This is a genomic window from Actinophytocola sp. NPDC049390 (genome assembly GCF_044466355.1).
In the GTDB taxonomy this organism is placed as follows: Bacteria; Actinomycetota; Actinomycetes; order Mycobacteriales; family Pseudonocardiaceae; genus Actinophytocola.
The window spans coordinates 151,242-170,901 of sequence record NZ_JBITMQ010000018.1 but is presented as its reverse complement, the minus strand read 5'-3'; the positions used below and the strand labels follow the sequence as shown (position 1 = coordinate 170,901).

Annotated in this window: 18 protein-coding genes; 16 read left to right on the top strand and 2 right to left on the bottom strand. The window is 70.9% G+C overall.

Annotation, left to right across the window (positions count from 1 at the left end; all coding sequences use genetic code 11):
* The 12 genes from ACIBVP_RS38940 (at window position 1) to ACIBVP_RS38885 (ending at window position 11,840) form a co-directional block, all read left to right on the top strand.
* A complete protein-coding gene (locus tag ACIBVP_RS38940) occupies window positions 1-858 on the top strand; it encodes an MlaE family ABC transporter permease (protein ID WP_396111517.1) in 858 nt (285 codons plus the stop codon).
* Window positions 859-919: 61 nt separating this feature from the next.
* Window positions 920-2,164: an MCE family protein gene (locus tag ACIBVP_RS38935; RefSeq protein ID WP_396111516.1), complete on the top strand. Its 1,245-nt coding sequence runs from the start codon at window positions 920-922 to the stop codon at window positions 2,162-2,164.
* Window positions 2,161-3,165 (top strand): MCE family protein, encoded by a 1,005-nt coding sequence (locus tag ACIBVP_RS38930; protein ID WP_396111514.1) that lies wholly within the window; start codon window positions 2,161-2,163, stop codon window positions 3,163-3,165. Before ACIBVP_RS38935 ends, ACIBVP_RS38930 begins: the two co-directional genes overlap by 4 nt.
* Window positions 3,162-4,154, top strand: a complete 993-nt coding sequence (locus ACIBVP_RS38925; RefSeq protein WP_396111513.1) for an MCE family protein — start codon at window positions 3,162-3,164, stop codon at window positions 4,152-4,154. Before ACIBVP_RS38930 ends, ACIBVP_RS38925 begins: the two co-directional genes overlap by 4 nt.
* A gap of 11 nt (window positions 4,155-4,165) precedes the next feature.
* The gene (locus ACIBVP_RS38920) at window positions 4,166-5,188 is read left to right on the top strand and encodes an MCE family protein (RefSeq protein WP_396111561.1); all 1,023 of its coding nucleotides are present in this window, start codon (window positions 4,166-4,168) and stop codon (window positions 5,186-5,188) included.
* A 61-nt stretch (window positions 5,189-5,249) separates the two neighbouring features.
* On the top strand, window positions 5,250-6,275 hold the full coding sequence (locus ACIBVP_RS38915) for an MCE family protein (RefSeq protein WP_396111512.1): 1,026 nt from the start codon (window positions 5,250-5,252) through the stop codon (window positions 6,273-6,275).
* Window positions 6,275-7,486: an MCE family protein gene (locus ACIBVP_RS38910; RefSeq protein ID WP_396111511.1), complete on the top strand. Its 1,212-nt coding sequence runs from the start codon at window positions 6,275-6,277 to the stop codon at window positions 7,484-7,486. The genes ACIBVP_RS38915 and ACIBVP_RS38910 overlap by 1 nt, the downstream gene beginning before the upstream one ends.
* The gene (locus ACIBVP_RS38905) at window positions 7,471-7,974 is read left to right on the top strand and encodes a hypothetical protein (RefSeq protein WP_396111510.1); all 504 of its coding nucleotides are present in this window, start codon (window positions 7,471-7,473) and stop codon (window positions 7,972-7,974) included. Before ACIBVP_RS38910 ends, ACIBVP_RS38905 begins: the two co-directional genes overlap by 16 nt.
* Window positions 7,971-8,567: a hypothetical protein gene (locus ACIBVP_RS38900; protein WP_396111509.1), complete on the top strand. Its 597-nt coding sequence runs from the start codon at window positions 7,971-7,973 to the stop codon at window positions 8,565-8,567. The genes ACIBVP_RS38905 and ACIBVP_RS38900 overlap by 4 nt, the downstream gene beginning before the upstream one ends.
* Window positions 8,568-8,751: 184 nt before the next feature.
* On the top strand, window positions 8,752-9,369 hold the full coding sequence (locus ACIBVP_RS38895; protein WP_396111508.1) for a hypothetical protein: 618 nt from the start codon (window positions 8,752-8,754) through the stop codon (window positions 9,367-9,369).
* An 80-nt stretch (window positions 9,370-9,449) separates the two neighbouring features.
* A complete protein-coding gene (locus tag ACIBVP_RS38890; RefSeq protein WP_396111507.1) occupies window positions 9,450-10,847 on the top strand; it encodes a DUF6801 domain-containing protein in 1,398 nt (465 codons plus the stop codon).
* Between the two features lie 93 nt (window positions 10,848-10,940).
* On the top strand, window positions 10,941-11,840 hold the full coding sequence (locus ACIBVP_RS38885; protein WP_396111506.1) for a hypothetical protein: 900 nt from the start codon (window positions 10,941-10,943) through the stop codon (window positions 11,838-11,840).
* 57 nt (window positions 11,841-11,897) lie between these two features.
* On the opposite strand, the gene ACIBVP_RS38880 is transcribed toward ACIBVP_RS38885, so the two are convergent.
* Entirely contained in the window at window positions 11,898-12,251 is a 354-nt protein-coding gene (locus ACIBVP_RS38880; protein WP_396111505.1) for a hypothetical protein, read from the bottom strand.
* A 22-nt stretch (window positions 12,252-12,273) separates the two neighbouring features.
* Window positions 12,274-13,503 (bottom strand): helix-turn-helix domain-containing protein, encoded by a 1,230-nt coding sequence (locus tag ACIBVP_RS38875; RefSeq protein ID WP_396111504.1) that lies wholly within the window; start codon window positions 13,501-13,503, stop codon window positions 12,274-12,276.
* A 309-nt stretch (window positions 13,504-13,812) separates the two neighbouring features.
* On the opposite strand from ACIBVP_RS38875, the gene ACIBVP_RS38870 reads away from it, so the two are divergent.
* The 4 genes from ACIBVP_RS38870 to ACIBVP_RS38855 all read left to right on the top strand — a co-directional run bounded on the left by ACIBVP_RS38870 (window position 13,813) and on the right by ACIBVP_RS38855 (window position 19,655).
* Window positions 13,813-14,514 (top strand): hypothetical protein, encoded by a 702-nt coding sequence (locus ACIBVP_RS38870; protein ID WP_396111503.1) that lies wholly within the window; start codon window positions 13,813-13,815, stop codon window positions 14,512-14,514.
* Between the two features lie 61 nt (window positions 14,515-14,575).
* Window positions 14,576-16,147, top strand: a complete 1,572-nt coding sequence (locus ACIBVP_RS38865) for a DNA polymerase Y family protein (RefSeq protein WP_396111502.1) — start codon at window positions 14,576-14,578, stop codon at window positions 16,145-16,147.
* The gene (locus ACIBVP_RS38860) at window positions 16,147-16,344 is read left to right on the top strand and encodes a hypothetical protein (protein WP_396111501.1); all 198 of its coding nucleotides are present in this window, start codon (window positions 16,147-16,149) and stop codon (window positions 16,342-16,344) included. The genes ACIBVP_RS38865 and ACIBVP_RS38860 overlap by 1 nt, the downstream gene beginning before the upstream one ends.
* Window positions 16,344-19,655, top strand: coding sequence for an error-prone DNA polymerase (locus ACIBVP_RS38855; protein ID WP_396111500.1), 3,312 nt, complete (start codon window positions 16,344-16,346; stop codon window positions 19,653-19,655). Before ACIBVP_RS38860 ends, ACIBVP_RS38855 begins: the two co-directional genes overlap by 1 nt.
* Window positions 19,656-19,660 lie beyond the last annotated feature (5 nt).

Below are 19,660 nucleotides of genomic sequence, written 5' to 3'. Positions count from 1 at the left end.
ATGGCGCTCCTGGACGACAGACCCAAGGCCCCGAACCGGGTGCTCACGGCGGTCGACCGCCGGTTCACGTTCCTCGACGTCCTCGGCGACCAGATCTTCTTCTTCCTCAAGGCGATCGCATGGGTCCCGCGTGCGATCCGGCGCTACGGCCGGGAGATCATGCGGCTGATGGCCGAGGTCAGCTTCGGCTCCGGGGCGCTCGCGGTCATCGGCGGCACGATCGGCGTGATGGTCGGCATGACCGCGTTCACCGGCGTCGTCGTCGGCCTGCAGGGCTACTCGGCGCTCAACCAGGTCGGCACGCCCGCGCTCGCCGGGTTCATCTCCGCCTACTTCAACACCCGCGAGATCGCGCCGCTCGTCGCCGGCATCGCGCTGTCGGCCACGGTCGGCTGCGGGTTCACGGCACAGCTGGGCGCCATGCGGATCTCCGAGGAGATCGACGCGCTCGAGGTCATGGGGGTGCCGAGCATCCCGTACCTCGTCACCACCCGGATCATCGCCGGGTTCCTCGCGATCATCCCGCTGTACGCGATCGGCCTGCTGACCTCCTACATCGCGTCCAGGCAGGTGACGATCTGGTTCTTCGGCCAGTCCGCGGGCACCTATGACCACTACTTCCACCTCTTCTTACCGCCGATCGACGTGCTCTACTCGTTCGGCAAGGTGCTGGTGTTCAGCGTGGTCGTGGTGCTGGCGCACTGCTACTACGGGTTCCGCGCCACCGGTGGGCCCGCCGGTGTGGGTGTCGCGGTCGGTCGTTCCGTCCGCACGTCACTGGTCGCGGTCAACGTGATCGACCTGTTCCTGAGCCTCGCGCTGTGGGGCGCCACCACGACGGTGCAGGTGGCGGGATGAGCGGAGCTTGCGGAGCGAATCAACGGGCACCGTGGCCGCTCGGAGCCTGCGAGGAGCGGCCATGACCAACAAGGTGGTCAGGAGATCGGCGGGGCTCGTGTTCCTGCTCGTCATGGCCGTGCTCGCCTGGCTTGCCGTGCAGGTGTACCAGGAGGAGTTCTCCGACGACGTGCTCGTGACGCTCGAGGCCGACCGGATCGGCAACCAGCTCAACAAGGCGTCCGAGGTCAAGGCGCGCGGCGTGGTCGTCGGCGACGTCCGGGCGGTGCACGCCGGGCAGGACGGCGCGCGGGTCGAGCTGGCGATGAGACCCGAGGCGCTGCAACGTCTTCCGAAGGACGTCACGGCGTTGCTGATCCCGAAGACGCTGTTCGGTGAGCGGTACGTGCAACTGTCCATTCCGGACGGCTCGAACGCGGCGCCGCTCGCCGAGGGCGACGTGATCCGCCAGGACCGGTCGCGGAACGCGATCGAGCTGGAGCGCGTGTTCGACGACCTCATGCCGGTGCTGAAGGCGGTGCAGCCGGAGAAGCTCGCCACCACGCTCACCGCGATCGCGACGGCGCTGGAGGGTCGCGGCGAGGAGCTGGGCCAGGCGATGGTCAGCACCGCCGCGTACCTGGAGGAGTTCAACCCCAACCTGCCGACGCTCACCGAGGACCTGCGTGACCTGGCGGAGGTCACCGAGCTGTACGGCGACATCGCGCCCGACCTGCTGGACTCGCTCACCGACTCGTCGGTCACCCTCAACACGGTCGCCGACCAGCGCGTCCAGCTGACCGACCTGTACGCGCAGGTCACGCGGTCCTCGCAGGACGTGACGCTGTTCCTGCGCAACAACAAGGACAACCTCATCAGGCTGGCCGCGTCGAGCAGGGCGCCGCTGGAGCTCGCCGCCGAGTACTCGCCGAGCTTCCCGTGCACGCTGGAGGCGCTCACCGACCTCACGTCCTCAATGGACAAGGTGCTCGGCAAGGGCACGGCGGAGCCGGGCATGCACGTCGAACTGATCGTCACCCCGGACCCCGGCAAGTACGTGCCCGGGCGCGACGACCCGGTGTACGACGCGACGGGCGGTCCGCGCTGCTACCCGAGCGGGGTCGCGCCGACGGGCGGTGTCGTCGCCGCACCCGTCGGCGACGCGGGACACCCGCTGCTGGCGGGCGGCGACCTGGGGCTGCCGAACTCGCCGCAGGAACGGGAACTGATCGGCACGCTGCTGGCGCCGGTGGTCGGTGAGGTACCGGGCTGGTCCAGCGTGCTCGTCGGACCGCTCTACCGCGGCACGGAGGTGACGCTGCGATGAGGAAACTCGCCGCCCCACTGATCAAGGGCCTGATCTTCGTGTTGGTGACCGGCGTCGCGACCGCCGTGCTCGCCGTGTCGATCGGCAACACGAACATCGGTGACACGCTGAGCTACTCGGCCCGGTTCACCGACGTCACGTCACTCAACCCGGGCGACGACGTGCGCATCCACGGCGTCCGCGTCGGCCAGGTCGACAGCATGTCCGTTGTGGACGGTCACCTGGCTCTCGTCACGTTCTCGGTCGACAGGTCCAAGGCGCTGCCCGCCGACGTCACCGCGACCATCAAGTACCGCAACATGGTCGGCCAGCGGTACATCGCGCTCGAACGCGGCGAGAAGCTCTCCGGCGCGCTCCTGGCGGAAGGCGCCGAGATCCCGCTCGACCGGACCCGGCCGGCGCTCGACCTGACCGACCTGTTCAACGGATTCAAGCCGCTGTTCCAGGCGCTGTCGCCGGAGGACGTCAACGAGCTGTCCGGCGAGATCGTCCAGGTCCTGCAGGGCGAGGGCGGCACGGTCGACTCGCTGCTCGCGCACACCGGTTCGCTCACCACCACGCTCGCCAACCGCGACAAGGTCATCGGCGACGTGATCAGGAACCTGAACTCGGTGCTCGCCAACATCAACGGCCAGGGCGACGCACTGTCCACATTGGTCGGCACGTTGCAGCGGCTGGTGTCGGGCCTCGCGGGCGACCGGGCCGCGATCGGAGACGCGATCGAGGGCATGGCCGAGCTGACCGGCGCCACGGCCGGGCTGCTCGACCAGGCCCGGGAACCGCTCAAGGAGAGCGTCTCCGGGCTGGGGATGCTCGCGTCGAACCTGGTCACCGGGCAGGAGGACCTGGAGCGGTTCCTCACCGCGACCCCCGCCAAGTTCGAGGCCGTCGGCCGCACCGCGTCGTACGGGTCGTGGCTCAACTTCTACCTGTGCGAGGCGGTCGTGCCGCAGTTCCCGAAGCAGAACTACGAGAACGACGCGCCGAGGTGTGACTCGTGAAGTCCTTCCGTGAACGCAGACCGGGGCCGATCGGTGTCATCGGCACCGTGGTGCTGCTCGGACTCGCCGCGCTCGTGTACTTCTGGCCCGACCTGCCCGGCATCAACGGCACCACGTACGAGGCGGAGTTCTCCGAGGCCGCGGGGCTGCGCCCGGACGACGAGGTGCGGGTGGCGGGCATCAAGGTCGGCGAGGTGACCGACGTCGGGCTGGATGTGGACCGGGTGCTGGTGACCTTCCGCGTCGAGGACACGTGGGTCGGCGACCACAGCACCGCCGCCATCAAGATCAAGACGTTGCTGGGCCGCAAGTTCCTCGCCCTGCACCCGACCGGTGACAGCGAGCAGGACCCGGACGTGCGGATCGGGCTGGACCGCACGGTCACGCCCTACGACGTGACGCAGGCGTTCGAGGGGCTCGCCGACACCGCGGGCGCCATCGACACCGACCTGCTCGCGCAGAGCTTCCGCACCATCTCCGACACGTTCGCCGACTCGCCGGAGCACGTGAAGTCCGCACTGGACGGTCTGACCGCGTTGTCCCACACCATCTCCTCGCGTGACGACCAGCTCGCCGAGCTGCTCGGCAACACCCGCCGGATCACCTCGACGCTCGCCGGCACCAATGAGGAGTTCGACAAGCTCCTCGACGACGGGGAGCTGCTGCTGACCGAGCTGTCGAACCGGCGGGACGCGATCCACAAGCTGCTCACCGGCACCACGGACCTCGCGCGGGAGCTGTCCGGTCTGGTGGCGGACAACCAGGAGCAGCTCGCGCCGGCGCTCGAACAGCTCGACGTGGTCACGGACGTGCTCACGAAGTACGGCGACCAGCTCGACCGCGGCCTGAAGCTCGCGGGCCCGTACTTCCGGCTGATCAACAACACGACCGGCAGCGGGCGCTGGATCGACACCTACGTCTGCGGGCTGGTTCCGGAGAACCGCGAACCGTGCCTCCCGCCGCCGCTGCCGGAAGGGGGGCCCCGGTGACCGAGACGAGGATGGGTCGCCGCATCGGCCGGATCGTCGCGCTGAGCCTGGTGGTCGGCGTGGTCACCGCGGGCGTGCTGTGGTGGGTGTTCGGCGGCGACGACCAGAAACGGATCACCGCGTACTTCTCCCGTGCGGTGGGCGTGTACGCGGGCTCGGACGTGCAGGTGCTCGGTGTGCGGGTCGGCGCGGTGGAGTCGGTGACCCCGCGCGGGGCCCGGGTCGAGGTCGTGTTCACCGTGGACGACGAGGTCGGCGTGTCCCCGGACACCAAGGCGGTGGTGGTCGCGCCGAGCGTCGTGTCCGACCGGTACGTGCAGCTCACCGACCTGAGCCGCGGCGGCCCGGTGATCGCCGACGGCGCCGTGATCCCGGAGGAACGTACCGCGACCCCGGTCGAGCTGGACGAGCTGTACGCGAGCCTGAACACGCTGGTCACGGCGCTGGGCCCGGACGGAGCGAACTCGGACGGCGCGTTGTCGGAGCTGCTCGACACGGGTGCGGCGAACCTGGAGGGCAACGGCAAGGCGTTCAACGAGAGCGTCCGCAACTTCGCCGAGGCCGCGCGCACGCTGTCCGGCTCCGCGGGTGACCTGTTCGGCACGGTCGACGAGCTGCAGAAGTTCACGACCATGCTCGCCACCAACGACCAGCAGGTCCGCGGCGTGAACAACCAGCTCGACCAGGTGTGGCGGACCCTGTCGGCCGACCGCGACGAGCTGTCCACCGCGCTGAACACGCTCGCGGGGGCGCTGGCCGACATCCAGGCGTTCATCCGCGACAACCGCGCCGCCATCAAGTCCAATGTGGACAAGCTGGCGCGGACGACGCAGCTGCTGGTGGACAACCGCGCGTCGGTCGCCGAGGCACTCGACGTGGTGCCGATCGCGGCGACGAACGTGGTGGAGGCGTTCAACCCGGTGACGGGCACGCTGGAGGGCCGCGGGCTGCTGCTGGAGTACCTGGCCGACCCGCAGGCACCTGCCGTACCGCTGCCGTTCACGGACGGCGTGCCGTTGGAGGGTCCGCGATGAGCAGAGCTTGCGGAGCGAATGACCGAGCACCGCGGCGCCCCGGAGCCTGCGAGGGGGCGGCATGAAACGCATCCTCGCCGCGTGTGCCGCGGTGCTCGCGCTCGCCGGGTGCACCTCGACCGGCACGAGCGGCATCTACGACCTGCCGCTGCCCGGCGGCGCGGACCTCGGCGACCACCCGTACCGCGTCACCGTCGAGTTCGCCGACGTGCTCGACCTCGTGCCGCACGCCGCGGTGAAGGTCAACGACGTGGTCGTCGGCCGGGTCGAGTCGATCGAACTGGGCGGTGCGGACCGGTGGACGCCGCAGGTCGTGGTCGCCGTCAACGGTGACGTCCGGCTGCCGTCCGACGCGACCGCGAGCCTGCGCCAGTCGAGCCTGCTGGGCGAGAAGTTCGTCGAGCTGGCGGCCCCGGTGGGCAGCACCAACCAGGAGAAGCTGGCCGACGGCGCGGTGATCACCGCCGACCGCACGAACCGGCACACCGAGGTCGAGGAGGTCTTCGGCGCGCTGTCGCTGCTGCTCAACGGCGGCGGCATCGGCCAGCTGCGGACCATCAACCAGGAGCTGAGCAAGGCGTTGTCCGGCAACGAACCGGAGATCAAGGCCTTCCTGGCCAACGTGGACGAACTGGTGACGCACCTCGACGCGCACCGCGGGGACATCACGACCGCGCTCGACGGGCTCAACCAGCTGTCGGCCACGCTCGCGGGCCGCAACGAGCAGATCCGCGGCGCGCTCACCGACCTCACGCCCGGTCTGCGGGCGCTGACCGAGCAGCGCAGCGCGCTCGTCACCATGCTGCAGTCGCTCGACACGCTCTCGGACGTCGCCGTCGACACGATCGAACGCAGCCGCGACGACATGGTCGCCGACCTGACGGCGCTCGCCCCGGTGCTCAACCGGCTCGCCGACGCGGGCCAGGACCTGCCTCGGGCACTGGAGATCCTGCCCACGTTCCCGTTCACCGACGCGGTCCTCGACGCGACGAAGGGCGACTACATCAACGTCTTCTTCTCCATGCAGGTCTATCCGGAGTTCACGGATCCGCTCCCGCCCCTGCCGATCCCGGAAGGGGGCAACTGATGCTGACGAGAACGGTGCGGGTGCAGGTGCTCGCGTTCGTGGTGCTCGCGCTGGCGGCGGTCGCGTTCGTCGGCGCCAACTACGCCGGGCTCGACCGGCTCTTCGGCAGTGGCACATACACCGTGCGGCTGCAGCTCGACGACGGCGGCGGCCTGTTCACCAACAGCGAGGTCACCTACCGCGGCGTGGCGATCGGCCGGGTCGGCGAGCTACGGCTCACCGACGACGGCATGGAGGCCGACCTCCTGCTCGACGAGGACGCGCCCCGTGTCCCGGTCGACAGCTCGGCCGTGGTGGCGAACCGGTCCGCGATCGGTGAGCAGTACGTCGACCTGCAGCCACGCGGTGACGGCGGGCCGTACCTCGAGGACGGGGCGGTGATCCCGAAGGAGTCGACGACCGTGCCGATGCCGGTCACCACGCTGCTCGGCAACCTGTCCGACTTCAACCGGTCGGTGCCGACCGAGTCGCTGCGCGTGGTGGTCGACGAGCTGTACACGGCGATGAACGACACCGGTCCGAGCCTGAGCCTGCTGGTCGACTCGACCATCTCGTTCACCGACGAGGCGGGCAGGCACCTGCCGCAGACCACGAAGCTGATCGACGACGGCGCGATCGTGCTGCGCACACAGCTGGACTCGTCGGACGCCTGGCGGTCGTTCGCGGGCAACGCGAAGCTGTTCGCGGACGAGCTGGCGAACGCCGACGGCGACCTGCGTGAGCTGATCGGCGCCGCGCCCGCCGCCGCCACCCAGCTGTCCGCGCTGCTGACCGACACCAACCCGGGCCTGTCGGTGCTGGTGGCGAACCTGGTGACCACGTCGGAGATCTTCGAGTCGCGGATCGCGGGCATGCGACAGCTGTTCGTGAACGTGCCGAAGGCGGTCGCCGCCACCTCGACGTCGATCACGCCGGAGAGCGGGAACCTGTCGATCGTCCTCAACTTCGGGGACCCGATGCCGTGCGTGTCCGGGTACGACACGCCGCACCGGCCGGGCGAGGACGTCACGCCCGCGCCGCTGGACCTCTCGACCGCGTGCACGCTCCCGTACGGCGACCCACGGCTGGTCCGCGGCTCGCAGAACGTGCCGGACAACGGGGTGCCGACCCCCGCGGTGCCCGGTGGCGGTGCCCGGCTGCCCGGCCCGCTCGGCGCGCCGGACCTCGCGCTGGTCTCCGACCTGGAGGAGTTGTTGTGGCTCGGCAAGTGAAGGTGATGCTCGGTGTCGTCGTGCTGGCGCTCGCGTTCGCCGGGTGGGGTGGCTGGACCTGGTGGCAGGCGTCGCGGGACGACTCGCTGGCCTACGCCACCGCCCGCGACGAGGTGCTGGCCGCGGGCCGCACGCACGTGGCCACGCTGACCACGTTGGACTACCACGACGTCGACGGCGGCATCGACAAGTGGCTCGCGGTCTCGACCGGCGCGCTGCGCGACGAGCTCGCCGCCACCGACGCCACGGTCCGCAGGCAATTGACGGACAACGCCACGGTCGCCACCGGCCGGGTGCTCGACGCGGCCGTCAGCGAGCTGGACACCCGGGCCGGGGCGGCGAAGTTGCTGGTGTCCGTGGAGATCTCGACCGCCAAGGACGGTTCGCCGCCCGCGTCGAAACGCAACCGGTTCGTCGCCGGGATGTCGCGTGTGGACGGTGAGTGGAAGCTGTCCGCCCTGGACCAGGTGCCGTTGGGGGAACGATGACCGCACAGCTCGACGAGGAGGACGTGGTCGACACCGAGGTCGACCCGCCGGAGGAGGAGCCCGGTCCGCCGGAGCCGACCGGGTTCTTCCGGCCGCGCCGGGTCGTGGTGGCGCTCGGCGTGCTCGCCGCGCTGCTGACCGGTGCCGGGACGTGGGCGCTCGTCGCCGCGAACGACCTGCGTTCCGCCGGTGCCGCGCAGAACAGCGCGCTGGTCGACACGGGCCGCACCGCGGAGGTGAGCGCCGCGGTCACGAGCGCGCTCAACCAGATCTTCTCGTATTCCTACGACAAGACCGAGGTGACCGAGCAGGCCGCCGACGCGGTGCTCCGCGGCGAGGCGCTCGAGACCTACGACAGGTTGTTCGCCGAGGTGCGGGACAAGGCGCCCGGCCAGAAACTCGTGCTCACCACCCGTGTCGTCCATTCGGCCGTGCAGTCGCTGGACGGTGACCGGGCCCGGCTGCTGGTGTTCCTCGACCAGTCCGCGACCCGTGTCGACACGAACACCACGAACGCCGCGGCAGCGCAGTTGTCCGTGACCGCCAAACGCGAGGGCGGACATTGGGTGATAACCGACATGGCGCCCCGCTGAATTATCACGAAGTGACAAGAAAATTGACCCGGACTGTTCATTCAGAAGAATGGAGAAAAATAGACATGATCCTTTATGGCAGGCAATTGCGATAGCTGTTACTGGCAGGTAACGTCTTTTGTGCGAGGGCTTCGAAAAGCCGAAATTGCCTTCCGTAGTAATCCCCACGGAAAGGAACGAGCACATGCGCGGACGATTGATTGGCGCCATTGCCACCGGGGTGGCTCTGGTCGCGACGACCGTCATCGCTGGGACCGCCTCGGCGCTGCCCGCGACGTGGAACGTCGCGCGGGACGACGGTGGCACGGGCGGGAACTTCACCGGCCAGGCAGGCGTGACGGTACTGACCACGGCCTCCGGAATCCAGCTGACCTGCGATTCGGCGTCGGCGGCGGGTACGGCGAACCTCGGCCCCGCCGTACCGGACCCGATCGCCACGCTCCCGCCCGGCAGCACGCAGTTCAACAACTGCTCCGGCCCGTTCGGTCTCACGTTCACGGTGACGCACCAGGGCACGTGGGAGCTGCACGGCGACACGCACAGCGGCGGCCTCACGACCGGCCGCATCATCAACATCGATGCGGACATCTCGGGCCCGTCCTGCGAGGCGACGGTCACCGGTTACGTGAACGCCACCTTCGACAACGACACGAACGAACTGGAAGTACTGGCGGACCAGACGCTGACGGTCAGCTACGTCGACCCGGCCAACGACTGCCTCGGGCTGATCAGCCAGGGCGAGGCGGCCGGGTTCGCGGGCACCTTCGTCGTCGACCCCGGGCTGATCGTGCTCCCGGCATGACGGTGACCGGCGCGTAGAACGGCGGGGCCTGCTCGGTGAACCACCCGGGCAGGCCCCGCACACTCCCGAAAGGCGGGTACATGAGGCGGAACCGACGGGCGCTGGTCATCGCGGGCGTGGCGATCTCGCTCGTGGTCGTGCCCGGCAACGCCGGGGCGCAACGGGAACCGCTGCACGGCGAACCGCAGGTGATCGACACCTCGCTCGACTACGTGTGCGGCGAGGCGGGCCCGGTCACGCTGCGGGTCACCGCGACGCTCCCGGCCGCGGGCGTGGTCGGTGCGCCGGTCGAACCCGTCGACGTCGGTCTTGCGGTGACGGTCCCGGCCACGGCGCTCGCCGGCCTGCCGGGCGCGGCCAGCGTCACGGCCGTGACCAGGCTCGACGTGCACCCCGAGAGGTGGTCGGCGGTGTCCGACCCGGTGCCGCTCGCCGACCCCGTGGTGCTGGGCGGCACCGTCACCGCCCCGCCGGTGACCCCGCCCTCGGCGGGCCAGGTGACGTTCGCCGCGGGCGACCTGACCGTCGCGATCACCGGGTACGCCGCGGACGGCACGCCGACCGAGCCACCCGTCGCCGGCCTGACCTGCGTGCTCGACCCCGCCGAGACCGCCGAGCTCGCGGTCGTCCCGGTCGGGGCGCCGCCGAGGACGCCGGAGCGGGTCCCGTCGCCGGCGCCCGAGGAGCCGGGACAGCCGGACCGGGGCGCGCCGTCGGCCACCGCGCCGTCCGTCGCCGCGCCGCCGCCACCGGAGTGCTACCGCCTCCCGGACACACCCCCGGTGTACCGGACCCCGTTCTGCGCGAAGGTGAACGGGCGCGCCAACATCGCGAAACTGGACGCGGCGGTCTACCAGCCGACGGGCACGATCAACATCGCGGCGACGAACCTCATGATCAACAGGTGCCCGGAGAAGCCGCCGGTGGGGTGCCAGGACGCGCTCGTGCTGCCCGAGCTGGACGGCGAGCCGAAGTACCCGCCCGCGACGGGGTCGTTCTTCGCGTTCGGTTTCGTGCCGGCCACCGGCACCATGCAGTTGACCCAGATCGGGCTCGCGGACGTCCACCAGTGGTCGAAGCTGACCCCGATCCCCGGGCGGCCCGGTGAGTACGAGGGTCTGACCAAGGTCAACGTGAAGCTGTCCGCCCAGATCATCGAGGCGCGCGTCAACGGCGTTCCCGTGCCGGTCGGGCCCGACTGCCGGTCCGCGGTGCCCATCGACGCCGTGTTCACCGCGTCCTACAGCGGACCGGACAAGTACTCGATCACCAAGGGCGGCCCGCTGATGGGCACCGTGACGATCCCGCCGTTCAGCGGCTGCGGGGTCACCGAGGACCTCGACCCCATTCTCACCGGCCTGATCTCGGGGCCGGGCAACCATGTCCGGCTCTATCAGGGCCCGGTCTGTGCGGTCACCGGCAACAACAGCGGCTGCCCGCCCGCGGAACCGGTGGACCCGAAGTACCCGGCGCCATGAGCCACGTTTTTCCTGCTTTTCCAGCGTGACGGAGAAATCTGCTGTTCCCCCTGTGAGAGGTGACCTGTGTCCCGAATACGAAGAACGGTTATCGTGGCCGTCGCGGCGGTCGCCGCGTCGTTGCTCTCGGTCGGCACGTCCGCGTCGGCCGACACGCTCGCGGGCGCGTGGGCCCCGCTGAGCCGGTGCCCGGTCGACGACCCCGCCATGCTCGCCGCCGACGGGGCGACCGTGGCGGCGCTGTGCCTGTCGTCCAGCGCCACCACCGGCACGTTCACGATCGGCGAGACCACGCTGACCACCGGCGCCACCGACCTGCAGGCGGGCGTGCTCAACCAGGGCGGCGTGTACTCGGTCGTGGCCCCGACGGGCGGCGCGGTCATCGGCGCCCCGGTCGAGATCCCCGGCGGCCTGCTCGGCCTGATGTGCCCGAGCGACATCCCGGTCATCTCCGACATCTGCGAGCGCGTGGAGAACAGCCCGCTCAACCGGGTCACCGCGACCATCCAGTCCGCGGGTGCGCCGAGGGACTTCAACCTCGCCGCCGGCGCGGGCAGCGGCACGCCGATCGTGACCCTGCCGGTGAAGATCAAGCTCAGCAACCCGTTCCTGGACCCGAACTGCCACATCGGTTCGAACAGCAACCCGATCCTGCTGAAGCCCGCGAACACCGCCCGCCCGGCGCCCCGCTTCGTGCGCTTCGACGCGGACGGCACCGCGAACCCGACCGGTGAGATGGGCTACCTGTCGCTGTCCGGTGCCTCCCAGGCCGACACCACGTTCGCGGTGCCCGGCGCCACCGGCTGCGGCCTGTTCGGCCTGCTGTCCGGCGCGGTGAACCTCAAGCAGGGCCTGCCGTCGCCGTCCGGCGAGAACAGCCTGGTCCTGAACGACCCGGTCACCAACCTGGGCGGCTTCCAGACCCCGCGCAACTTCGCCCCGACACAGGGCCAGCAACTGTCGGACCGCTGGCACGCGGCCGTCGTCGTCTGACCCACGCTGAAGGACCTCTTCCTCGCACCCAACTGTGAGGAAGAGGTCCTTCTCGCGTCAGGTGAGCCAGCAGAGCGTTCCGCACAGAGGGCAGAAGGCCCGCTTGGCCGTGGCGGCCACTTCGAGGCCGCAGCCGGGGCAGGTGCCCTGCTCGTGGTTGGCAGGCTCCGGCCCGAAGCCACCGTCGTAGTGGTGCCGGTCCGGCCAGGCGACCGCCTCGATGAGCGGCTCGGTCGTGGCCCCGTCTTGGCCTGGTAGCCGGAAGATCTTGGCGAGGGCCAGCGTGGTGGGCACCGTGCCGTCCTGCTCCGCGTGCACGGGCAGCACACGGCGAAGTACGTCCACCAGCTCAGGAAGGCTCAGCCGGAGCAACTCCTGTGCCAGCGATTCGCGCTCCTCGTCGGTGGTCACGGGCACCATCATGCACACAGCACTAGCGGCGGTCGCGCTGTGCCGGGAGTACCACCTCGTGGTCGCGGCGCCGTGGTGGGGTGGCGCGCAGTACCAGTTCCAGTTCGAACCGCTGGTGCGGGTCGTGCAGCAGCGCGCCGAGAGCCTGCTCCAGCTGCCGCATCCGGTAGCGCACGGTCTGCGGGTGCACGTCCAGCAGCGCCGCCATGTCCGGCACGCTGCCCTGCACGTCCAGCCACGCCCGCAACGTCTCCAGCATGCGTTCCCGCTGCTTGGTGGTCAGCCCGCGCAACGGCGCCAGCAGCCGGTCCCGCAGGGTGGTGAGCAGCCGGTCGTCGGAATGCACGAGCACCGTCGACAGGTGCTGTTCGCAGCGGATCACCTGCCGGTCCGGCAGCACCCCCTGCTGCGCGAGCGTCAACGCCTTGCGCGCCCACCGCAACGCGTACGCGACCGAGTCCAGCCGCACGGCCGGGCCGATGGCGAGGCGGCACTGCGGCAGCGCGGCCCGGATCACCGCGAGCCGCGCGTCGGTCACCTCGCCGGGCACCAGCAGTCGCGGCTCGATGCCGTCGAGGTCGGCGAGCACGTCCGCTTCCAGGGTGGGTTTGCGCTGGTTGTGGCCGGTGCCGGGCAGTGTGTGGACGGCGATCGGCGACGCCTTCTCCGGCACGCTCCACCCGATCAGCTGCGCCAGCTCAGCGATCGCGGCGGGCGGCGCGGGCGGGGTCTGCAGGACCATGCCGAGGAGCCGGCGCCGCCACGTCTCCAGCGCGCCCGCCGAGGTGGCCTTGGCCTCGAGGTACCCGTCGAGCGCGACCGACGCGAGCTTGTCCATGTAGGCGAACACGGAGTCGGCGAGCTGCGACATCACCGCGGACGACAGCCCGTTCCGCTTGCCGATCCGCATCACCCGCCGCCACGACACGCGTGCGCCGATGCGGTACGCGGCCTGCAGGTCGTCGAGGCTGCGGCCTTCACGCATCTCGTTCTGGCCGAGTTTCTGGTGGACCTCGTAGCATTTGTGCGCGGACGCGTCGGGATTCGCGATCTGTTCGATGAACAAGGTCAGCGCGTAGTGCACGCCTGCCTGGATGGACTTGCCGTACGGGCCGTCGAGCGGTCGCGCGTAGTTGGGGATTTTGGCGCGTATCTCGTCGATGACCTCCGTGGCAAGGCTAGCCAGCTCCGGCCGCAGAACCTCGGCGAGCGGCCGGGGCAGGGCGTTGTCGAGCTGGAACTCGACCGTCATGTGCTGCCCCCAATCACCACCGCGCGCCGTCGAACGGTGGCACTACGTGTATCGAACCCCGGCTCCGAGATGTCACAGGAGCACGGAACAAACCGACGGTTTGTCCGCCCGGTGACAAGTTCACGGCAATTGGTTGTAGCTCGTTGACAAATCCGCACTTTCGCGGGACCCGCGGTTTGTTTTCCGGAGCCGAAGTGGCGACACGGTGGATGGGCTCGCGTTCGACGCCGGACCCGTGCTACTATCGAACAGGCGTTCGAGTTCGCTGCCTTCCCCGCAGCGCCTGGCGGGGGAGTGAGGTGTGTGCGAATGCCGGCGTTGGGTGCAGCGTCGTCGCTGGCCGCTTCTGGTGCGGTGGGAGTGGCCAGCGACCTCGCGTCCGCCCCGGACGACCGGGCTCGGATGCTACCCGTGCACCCGGCCCTCGCCGACCTGTTCCCGTGGGGCGGACTGCGGCGGGGTGTCACGGTGTCCGTCCGCGGCTCGACGTCGCTCCTGTTCGCGTTGCTGGCGCCACCGACGGACACGGGTTCGTGGGCGGCGCTGGTCGGCCTGCCCGATCTCGGCCTGCGCGCGGCGGCGGAGCTCGGCGTCGCGGTCGACCGGCTCGCCCTGGTCCGGCATCCCGGCGCGCAGTTGCCCGCGGTCGTGGCGGCGTTGCTCGACGGCATGGACCTCGTCGCGGTGGACCCCGCCCGTCTGGGCGACTCCCACCTCCGCCGGCTGTCCGCGCGGGCTCGTCATCGCGGGGCCGTGCTCGTCTCGGTCGGCTCGTGGCCCGGCGCGGACCTGGAGCTGACGCCGTCCCGTGTCCGGTGGGCGGGCATCGGCGACGGCCACGGCTTCCTCGAGGCGCGCGAAACCGTCATCGCCGCGCGGGGGCGGGGTGCGGCCGCCCGTCCCGTGCGGGCGGAGGCGCTCCTCCCGGCGGAGAACGGTGTCGTCGCGCCGGTGGCGCGGTACCTCCCGTTCGACAGTGGACGGCGCCGTGTGGACGTGGCCGTTTCCTAGGGATTCCCCTTGGGGTGCAAGGACTTTCCCATTCCGCTTGACGACCTGATCGTTCGAACGTATGTTCGACCGCGTGGAACGGATGCTCGTCGTGTGGTGCCCTGACTGGCCGGTGACGGCCGCGTCGGCGGCGGCCAGGCTGACCCCGCACCAGCCGGTGGCGGTGGTGTCGGCCAACCTCGTCGTGGCCTGTTCCGCGCTCGCGCGCGCCGAGGGGGTCCGCAGGGGCATGCGCCGCCGTGACGCGCAGGGCCGCTGCCCCGAGCTGGTCGTCTTCGACGACGACCCGGTGCGGGACGCGCGGCTGTTCGAACCCGTCGCCGCGGCCGTCGAGGAGCTGGCGGTCGGCGTCGAGATCATCAGACCTGGCGTGGTCGCGGTCCCTGCCCGCGGCCCCGCCGGCTACTTCGGCGGCGAGGAACGCGCCGCGGAACGCCTGATCGACCAGGTCGCCGAGCGCACGGGCGCGGAGTGCGAGATCGGCGTGGCCGACGGGTTGTTCGCGGCCGTCCTCGCCGCCCGGCGCGGGCTGCTGGTCCCGCCGGGCACGAGCCCGGAGTTCCTGGCGCCGCTGAGCGTCCGGGAGCTGCACCGGCCCGCCGAGGGCCACCACCGGTCCGACCTCGTCGACCTGTTGCGGCGCCTCGGCCTGCGCACGCTGGGCGCGTTCGCGGCGGTGCCGGAGAAGGACGTCTCCGCCCGTTTCGGCGCCGACGCGGTGCTGGCGCACCGGCTGGCCCGCGGCGCGGAGGAACGGCCGCCGTCCCGCCGCAGGCCACCGCCCGACCTGGTGGTCGCCGAGGCGCTCGACCCGCCGGTGGAGCGGGTGGACGCGGCCGCGTTCGTCGGCCGCACCCTCGCGGAGAAGCTGCACAGCGGTCTCGCCGCGCACGGCCTCGCCTGCACCCGCCTCGGCATCCACGCGTTGACCGCCAACGGCGAAGAGCACGAGCGGGTGTGGCGGTGCGCGGAACCGCTGACCCCGGGCGGCATCGCCGACCGCGTCCGCTGGCAGCTCGACGGCTGGCTGACCGGCGCGAACGGGCGGCCGTCCGCGGGCGTGGTCCGGCTGCGCCTCGAACCGGTGGAGGTCGTGGACGGCACCGCGCTGCAGCTCGACCTGTGGCGCGGCGCGGGCCGCGCGGAGGCCGACGAACGCGCGGGCCGCGCCATGGTCCACGTGCAGGGTCTCCTCGGCCCGGAGGCCGTGGTCACCCCGGTGCTCGGCGGCGGCCGCGACCCCGGCGAGCAGGTGCGGCTGATCCCGTGGGGCGACGAACGGGCCCCGCGCCGCGCCCCGGACGCGCCGTGGCCGGGCCGCCTGCCCACCCCGTCACCAGCCACGGTCCTCGCGAAACCCTTGCCCGCCAAGGTGTTCGACGAACAGGGCCGCCCGGTCGACATCAGCGCGCGCCACGAGCTGACCGGCCGGCCGTGCCAGGTCTCGGTCGACGGCGGCCGGCCGCGCCGCGTGCACGCGTGGGCCGGGCCGTGGGCCACCGACGCGCGCTGGTGGATCAACCCGTGCCGGCGCGCCCGCCTGCAGGTCCTGCTCGACGAAGACGACACCCAGACCGCGCTGCTCCTGGTCCTTTCCGAGGAGCGGTGGACAGTGGAAGGAATCTACGACTGATGCCCAAGCCCTGCCCGGCATGCCCGTTCGCCAACGCGAGCTGCCGAACGTTCGTCACCGGACACCCGAACCCCGTGTGCATGGCGGGGTACCCGGCGCGCACGACCCTGTCCGACGGTCTGGCCGACGAGATGGACGGCCTCGACCTGGTCATCCCTTTTCCGCGCCGCAGCACGGAGAACGTCAGAGTGCGCTGATGGGGTGGAACAACCCGCCGGTGCGGTGGTCGGAAGTCGAACGGATCCTCTCCGGACGTCCGCAACCCCAGGGCGACGGCGGCGACAGTCCCGCGTGGACACACAAACGCGAGCGCTACACCGCGCCCGCGGGCGTTGGCCCGCCCAGCGTCACCGACCTCGCGGGCAGCGACGTCCGCGTCCCGTACGCGGAGCTGCACTGCCACTCCAACTTCAGCTTCCTCGACGGGGCGAGCCACCCGGAGGAGCTGGTGGAGTCCGCGGCGCTGCTCGGCCTGGACGCCATCGCGATCACCGACCACGACGGCATGTACGGCGTGGTCCGGTTCGCCGAGGCGGCGCGGGAGCTGGGGGTCCGCACGGTGTTCGGCACCGAGCTGAGCCTGGGCCTCACCCAGCCGCAGAACGGGGTCGCCGACCCGGAGGGCGACCACCTGCTGCTGCTGGCGACCGGCGTGCCCGGCTACGGCAGGTTGTGCCGTGCGATCACCGACGGCCAGCTCGCCGACGAGAGCGAGAAGGGCCGCCCCGTCTACGACTTCGACGACGTCGTCGACCAGACCCGCGGCGACGTCGTGGTGCTCACCGGCTGCCGCAAGGCGTCCGTGCGGCGCGCCCTGACCGAACGCGGGCCGGACGCGGCGTTCACGCAGCTGTACCGGCTGGCGGACACGTTCGGCCGCGACCACACCTACGTCGAGCTGATCGACCACGGCCTGCCGCTCGACACCCGGCACAACGACCTGCTCGCCGAGATGGCGCTCGAGCTGCGGTTGCCGGTGGTCGCGACGAACGCCGTGCACTACGCGCAACCGCACCGCGGCGAGCTGGCGGCGGCGATGGCCGCGGTGCGGGCCAGACGGAGCCTGGACGACATGGACGGCTGGCTGCCGCCCGCGCCGACCGCCTACCTGCGTTCCGGCGAGGAGATGAAACGGCGGTTCGCCCGCTACCCCGGTGTGGTGCAGCGTTCCGCGGCGCTGGGGCTGCAGCTGTCGTTCGACCTCCGGCTGGTGGCGCCGAACCTGCCGCCGTTCGAATCGGACGGTCGCAGCGAGATCGAACTGTTGCGGGACAAGACGTTCGCGGGCGCGCTCGTCCGGTACGGCACCCGCGAGCAGGCGCAGAAGGCGTACGCGCAGCTGGACCACGAGCTGGCGGTGATCGAGGATCTGGGTTTCCCCGGCTACTTCCTGATCGTCGCCGACATCGTGGACTTCTGCCGGAGCAGGGGGATCTACTGCCAGGGCCGGGGTTCCGCGGCCAACTCGGCGGTCTGCTACGCGCTGGGCATCACGAAGGTCGACGCGGTCCGCTGGGACCTGCTGTTCGAACGGTTCCTGGCCCCGGCCCGCGACGGCCCACCGGACATCGACCTGGACATCGAGTCCGACCGCCGCGAAGAGGCGATCCAGTACGTGTACGAGCGCTACGACCGGCGGCACGCGGCGCAGGTGGCGAACGTGATCGCGTACCGGGCGAAGTCCGCGGTGCGTGACATGGCGAAGGCGCTCGGGTACTCGCCGGGCCAGCAGGACGCGTGGAGCAAGCAGATCGACCGGTGGGCGCCGGTGAAGGAGACCGTCGGCGAGAACGACCACGACGTGCCGGTGACGGTGCTGGAGCTGGCCGGTCAGCTGGAGGACTTCCCGCGGCACCTGGGCATCCACTCGGGCGGCATGGTGATCTGCGACCGCCCGGTCAGCGAGGTGTGCCCGGTGGAGCGGGCACGCATGGACAAGCGCACGGTCCTGCAGTGGGACAAGGACGACTGCGCGGCGATCGGTCTCGTGAAGTTCGACCTGCTCGGCCTCGGCATGCTGTCCGCGTTGCGGTACATGGTCGAGTTCGTCGCCGAGCACCACGGCGTCGAGGTGGACATCGACAAGCTGGACCTGGCGGACGAGAAGGTCTACGCGATGCTGCGGAAGGCCGACTCGGTCGGCGTGTTCCAGGTGGAGAGCCGGGCGCAGATGGCGACCCTGCCGCGCCTGAAACCGAAGGAGTTCTACGACCTCGTGGTGGAGGTGGCGCTGATCCGCCCCGGCCCGATCCAGGGCGGCTCGGTCCACCCGTACATCCGCAGGGCCAACGGGAAGGAGCCGATCACCTACGACCACCCGCTGCTGGAGAACGCGCTCCGCAAGACCAAGGGTGTGCCGCTGTTCCAGGAACAGCTGATGCAGATGGCGGTGGACGTCGCCGACTTCAGCGCCGCGGAGGCCGACGAGCTGCGCAGGGCCATGGGCGCCAAGCGGTCGACGAGACGCATGGAACGCCTGCGGGAACGGTTCTACGAGGGTGCGGCCGGGCACGGCATCGACGAGGAGCTGGCGGGCCGGATCTACGAGAAGCTGATGGCGTTCGCGAACTTCGGTTTCCCGGAGAGCCACGCGCTGAGCTTCGCGTACCTGGTGTTCGCGAGCGCGTGGTTCAAGCTGTACTACCCGGCGGCGTTCTGCGCGGCGCTGCTGAAGGCCCAGCCGATGGGCTTCTACAGCCCGCAGTCGCTGGTCGCGGACGCACGCCGCCACGGTGTCACGGTCCAGGGCCCGCACATCAACAGGAGCGACCCGCACGCGACCCTGGAACCGGACGAGGCGGGCGAGCAGACCGTCCGCACAGGACTCGGCACGGTCCGCACCATCGGCCAGGACCTGGCGGAGAGGATCGTGGCGGAGCGGGAACAGCGCGGCCCGTACCGCGACATGGCCGACCTGGCACGGCGAACCCAGCTGACCAGAGCCCAGCTGGAGGCCCTGGCCACGGCCGGCGCGTTCAGCGGCTTCGACCTGGCCCGCCGCGAGGCGCTGTGGGCAGCGGGCGCGGTGTCGGGCGAACGCCCCGACCGCTTACCGGGCACCACGGTCGGCGCGGAAGCCCCGCCGTTGCCGGGCATGGACGGCATCGAGACCGCGGTGGCGGACGTGTGGGCGACGGGCCTGTCACCGGACAGCTTCCCGACGCAGTTCGTCCGCAAGTGGCTCACCGGCCAGGGCGCGCTGCCGGTGGCCGCGTTGCCGGACGTCAAGAGCGGCACCCGAGTACTGGTCGGCGGCGCGGTGACCCACCGCCAACGCCCGGCCACGGCGGGCGGCGTCACGTTCCTCAACCTGGAAGACGAGACCGGCATGGTGAACGTCGTGTGCACACAGGGCCTGTGGACCCGCTACCGCAGGACGGCGCGGAACTCCTCGGCCCTGCTGGTGCGCGGCGTGGTGGAGAACGCGGAGGGCGTCACCAGCCTGCAGGCCGACCACCTGGAGCACCTGGACCTGCGCATCCCCAGCCGCTCACGGGACTTCCGCTGACGATC

Excerpts from the sequence above, each read along its gene's own strand:
- ACIBVP_RS38940 (WP_396111517.1), top strand. The coding sequence starts at position 1 with ATGGCGCTCCTGGACGACAGACCCAAGGCCCCGAACCGGGTGCTCACG.
- ACIBVP_RS38935 (WP_396111516.1), top strand. The coding sequence starts at position 920 with ATGACCAACAAGGTGGTCAGGAGATCGGCGGGGCTCGTGTTCCTGCTC.
- ACIBVP_RS38930 (WP_396111514.1), top strand. The coding sequence starts at position 2,161 with ATGAGGAAACTCGCCGCCCCACTGATCAAGGGCCTGATCTTCGTGTTG.
- ACIBVP_RS38920 (WP_396111561.1), top strand. The coding sequence starts at position 4,166 with ATGGGTCGCCGCATCGGCCGGATCGTCGCGCTGAGCCTGGTGGTCGGC.
- ACIBVP_RS38915 (WP_396111512.1), top strand. The coding sequence starts at position 5,250 with ATGAAACGCATCCTCGCCGCGTGTGCCGCGGTGCTCGCGCTCGCCGGG.
- ACIBVP_RS38910 (WP_396111511.1), top strand. The coding sequence starts at position 6,275 with ATGCTGACGAGAACGGTGCGGGTGCAGGTGCTCGCGTTCGTGGTGCTC.
- ACIBVP_RS38900 (WP_396111509.1), top strand. The coding sequence starts at position 7,971 with ATGACCGCACAGCTCGACGAGGAGGACGTGGTCGACACCGAGGTCGAC.
- ACIBVP_RS38895 (WP_396111508.1), top strand. The coding sequence starts at position 8,752 with ATGCGCGGACGATTGATTGGCGCCATTGCCACCGGGGTGGCTCTGGTC.
- ACIBVP_RS38890 (WP_396111507.1), top strand. The coding sequence starts at position 9,450 with ATGAGGCGGAACCGACGGGCGCTGGTCATCGCGGGCGTGGCGATCTCG.
- ACIBVP_RS38875 (WP_396111504.1), bottom strand. The coding sequence starts at position 13,503 with ATGACGGTCGAGTTCCAGCTCGACAACGCCCTGCCCCGGCCGCTCGCC.
- ACIBVP_RS38870 (WP_396111503.1), top strand. The coding sequence starts at position 13,813 with ATGCCGGCGTTGGGTGCAGCGTCGTCGCTGGCCGCTTCTGGTGCGGTG.
- ACIBVP_RS38865 (WP_396111502.1), top strand. The coding sequence starts at position 14,576 with ATGTTCGACCGCGTGGAACGGATGCTCGTCGTGTGGTGCCCTGACTGG.
- ACIBVP_RS38860 (WP_396111501.1), top strand. The coding sequence starts at position 16,147 with ATGCCCAAGCCCTGCCCGGCATGCCCGTTCGCCAACGCGAGCTGCCGA.
- ACIBVP_RS38855 (WP_396111500.1), top strand. The coding sequence starts at position 16,344 with ATGGGGTGGAACAACCCGCCGGTGCGGTGGTCGGAAGTCGAACGGATC.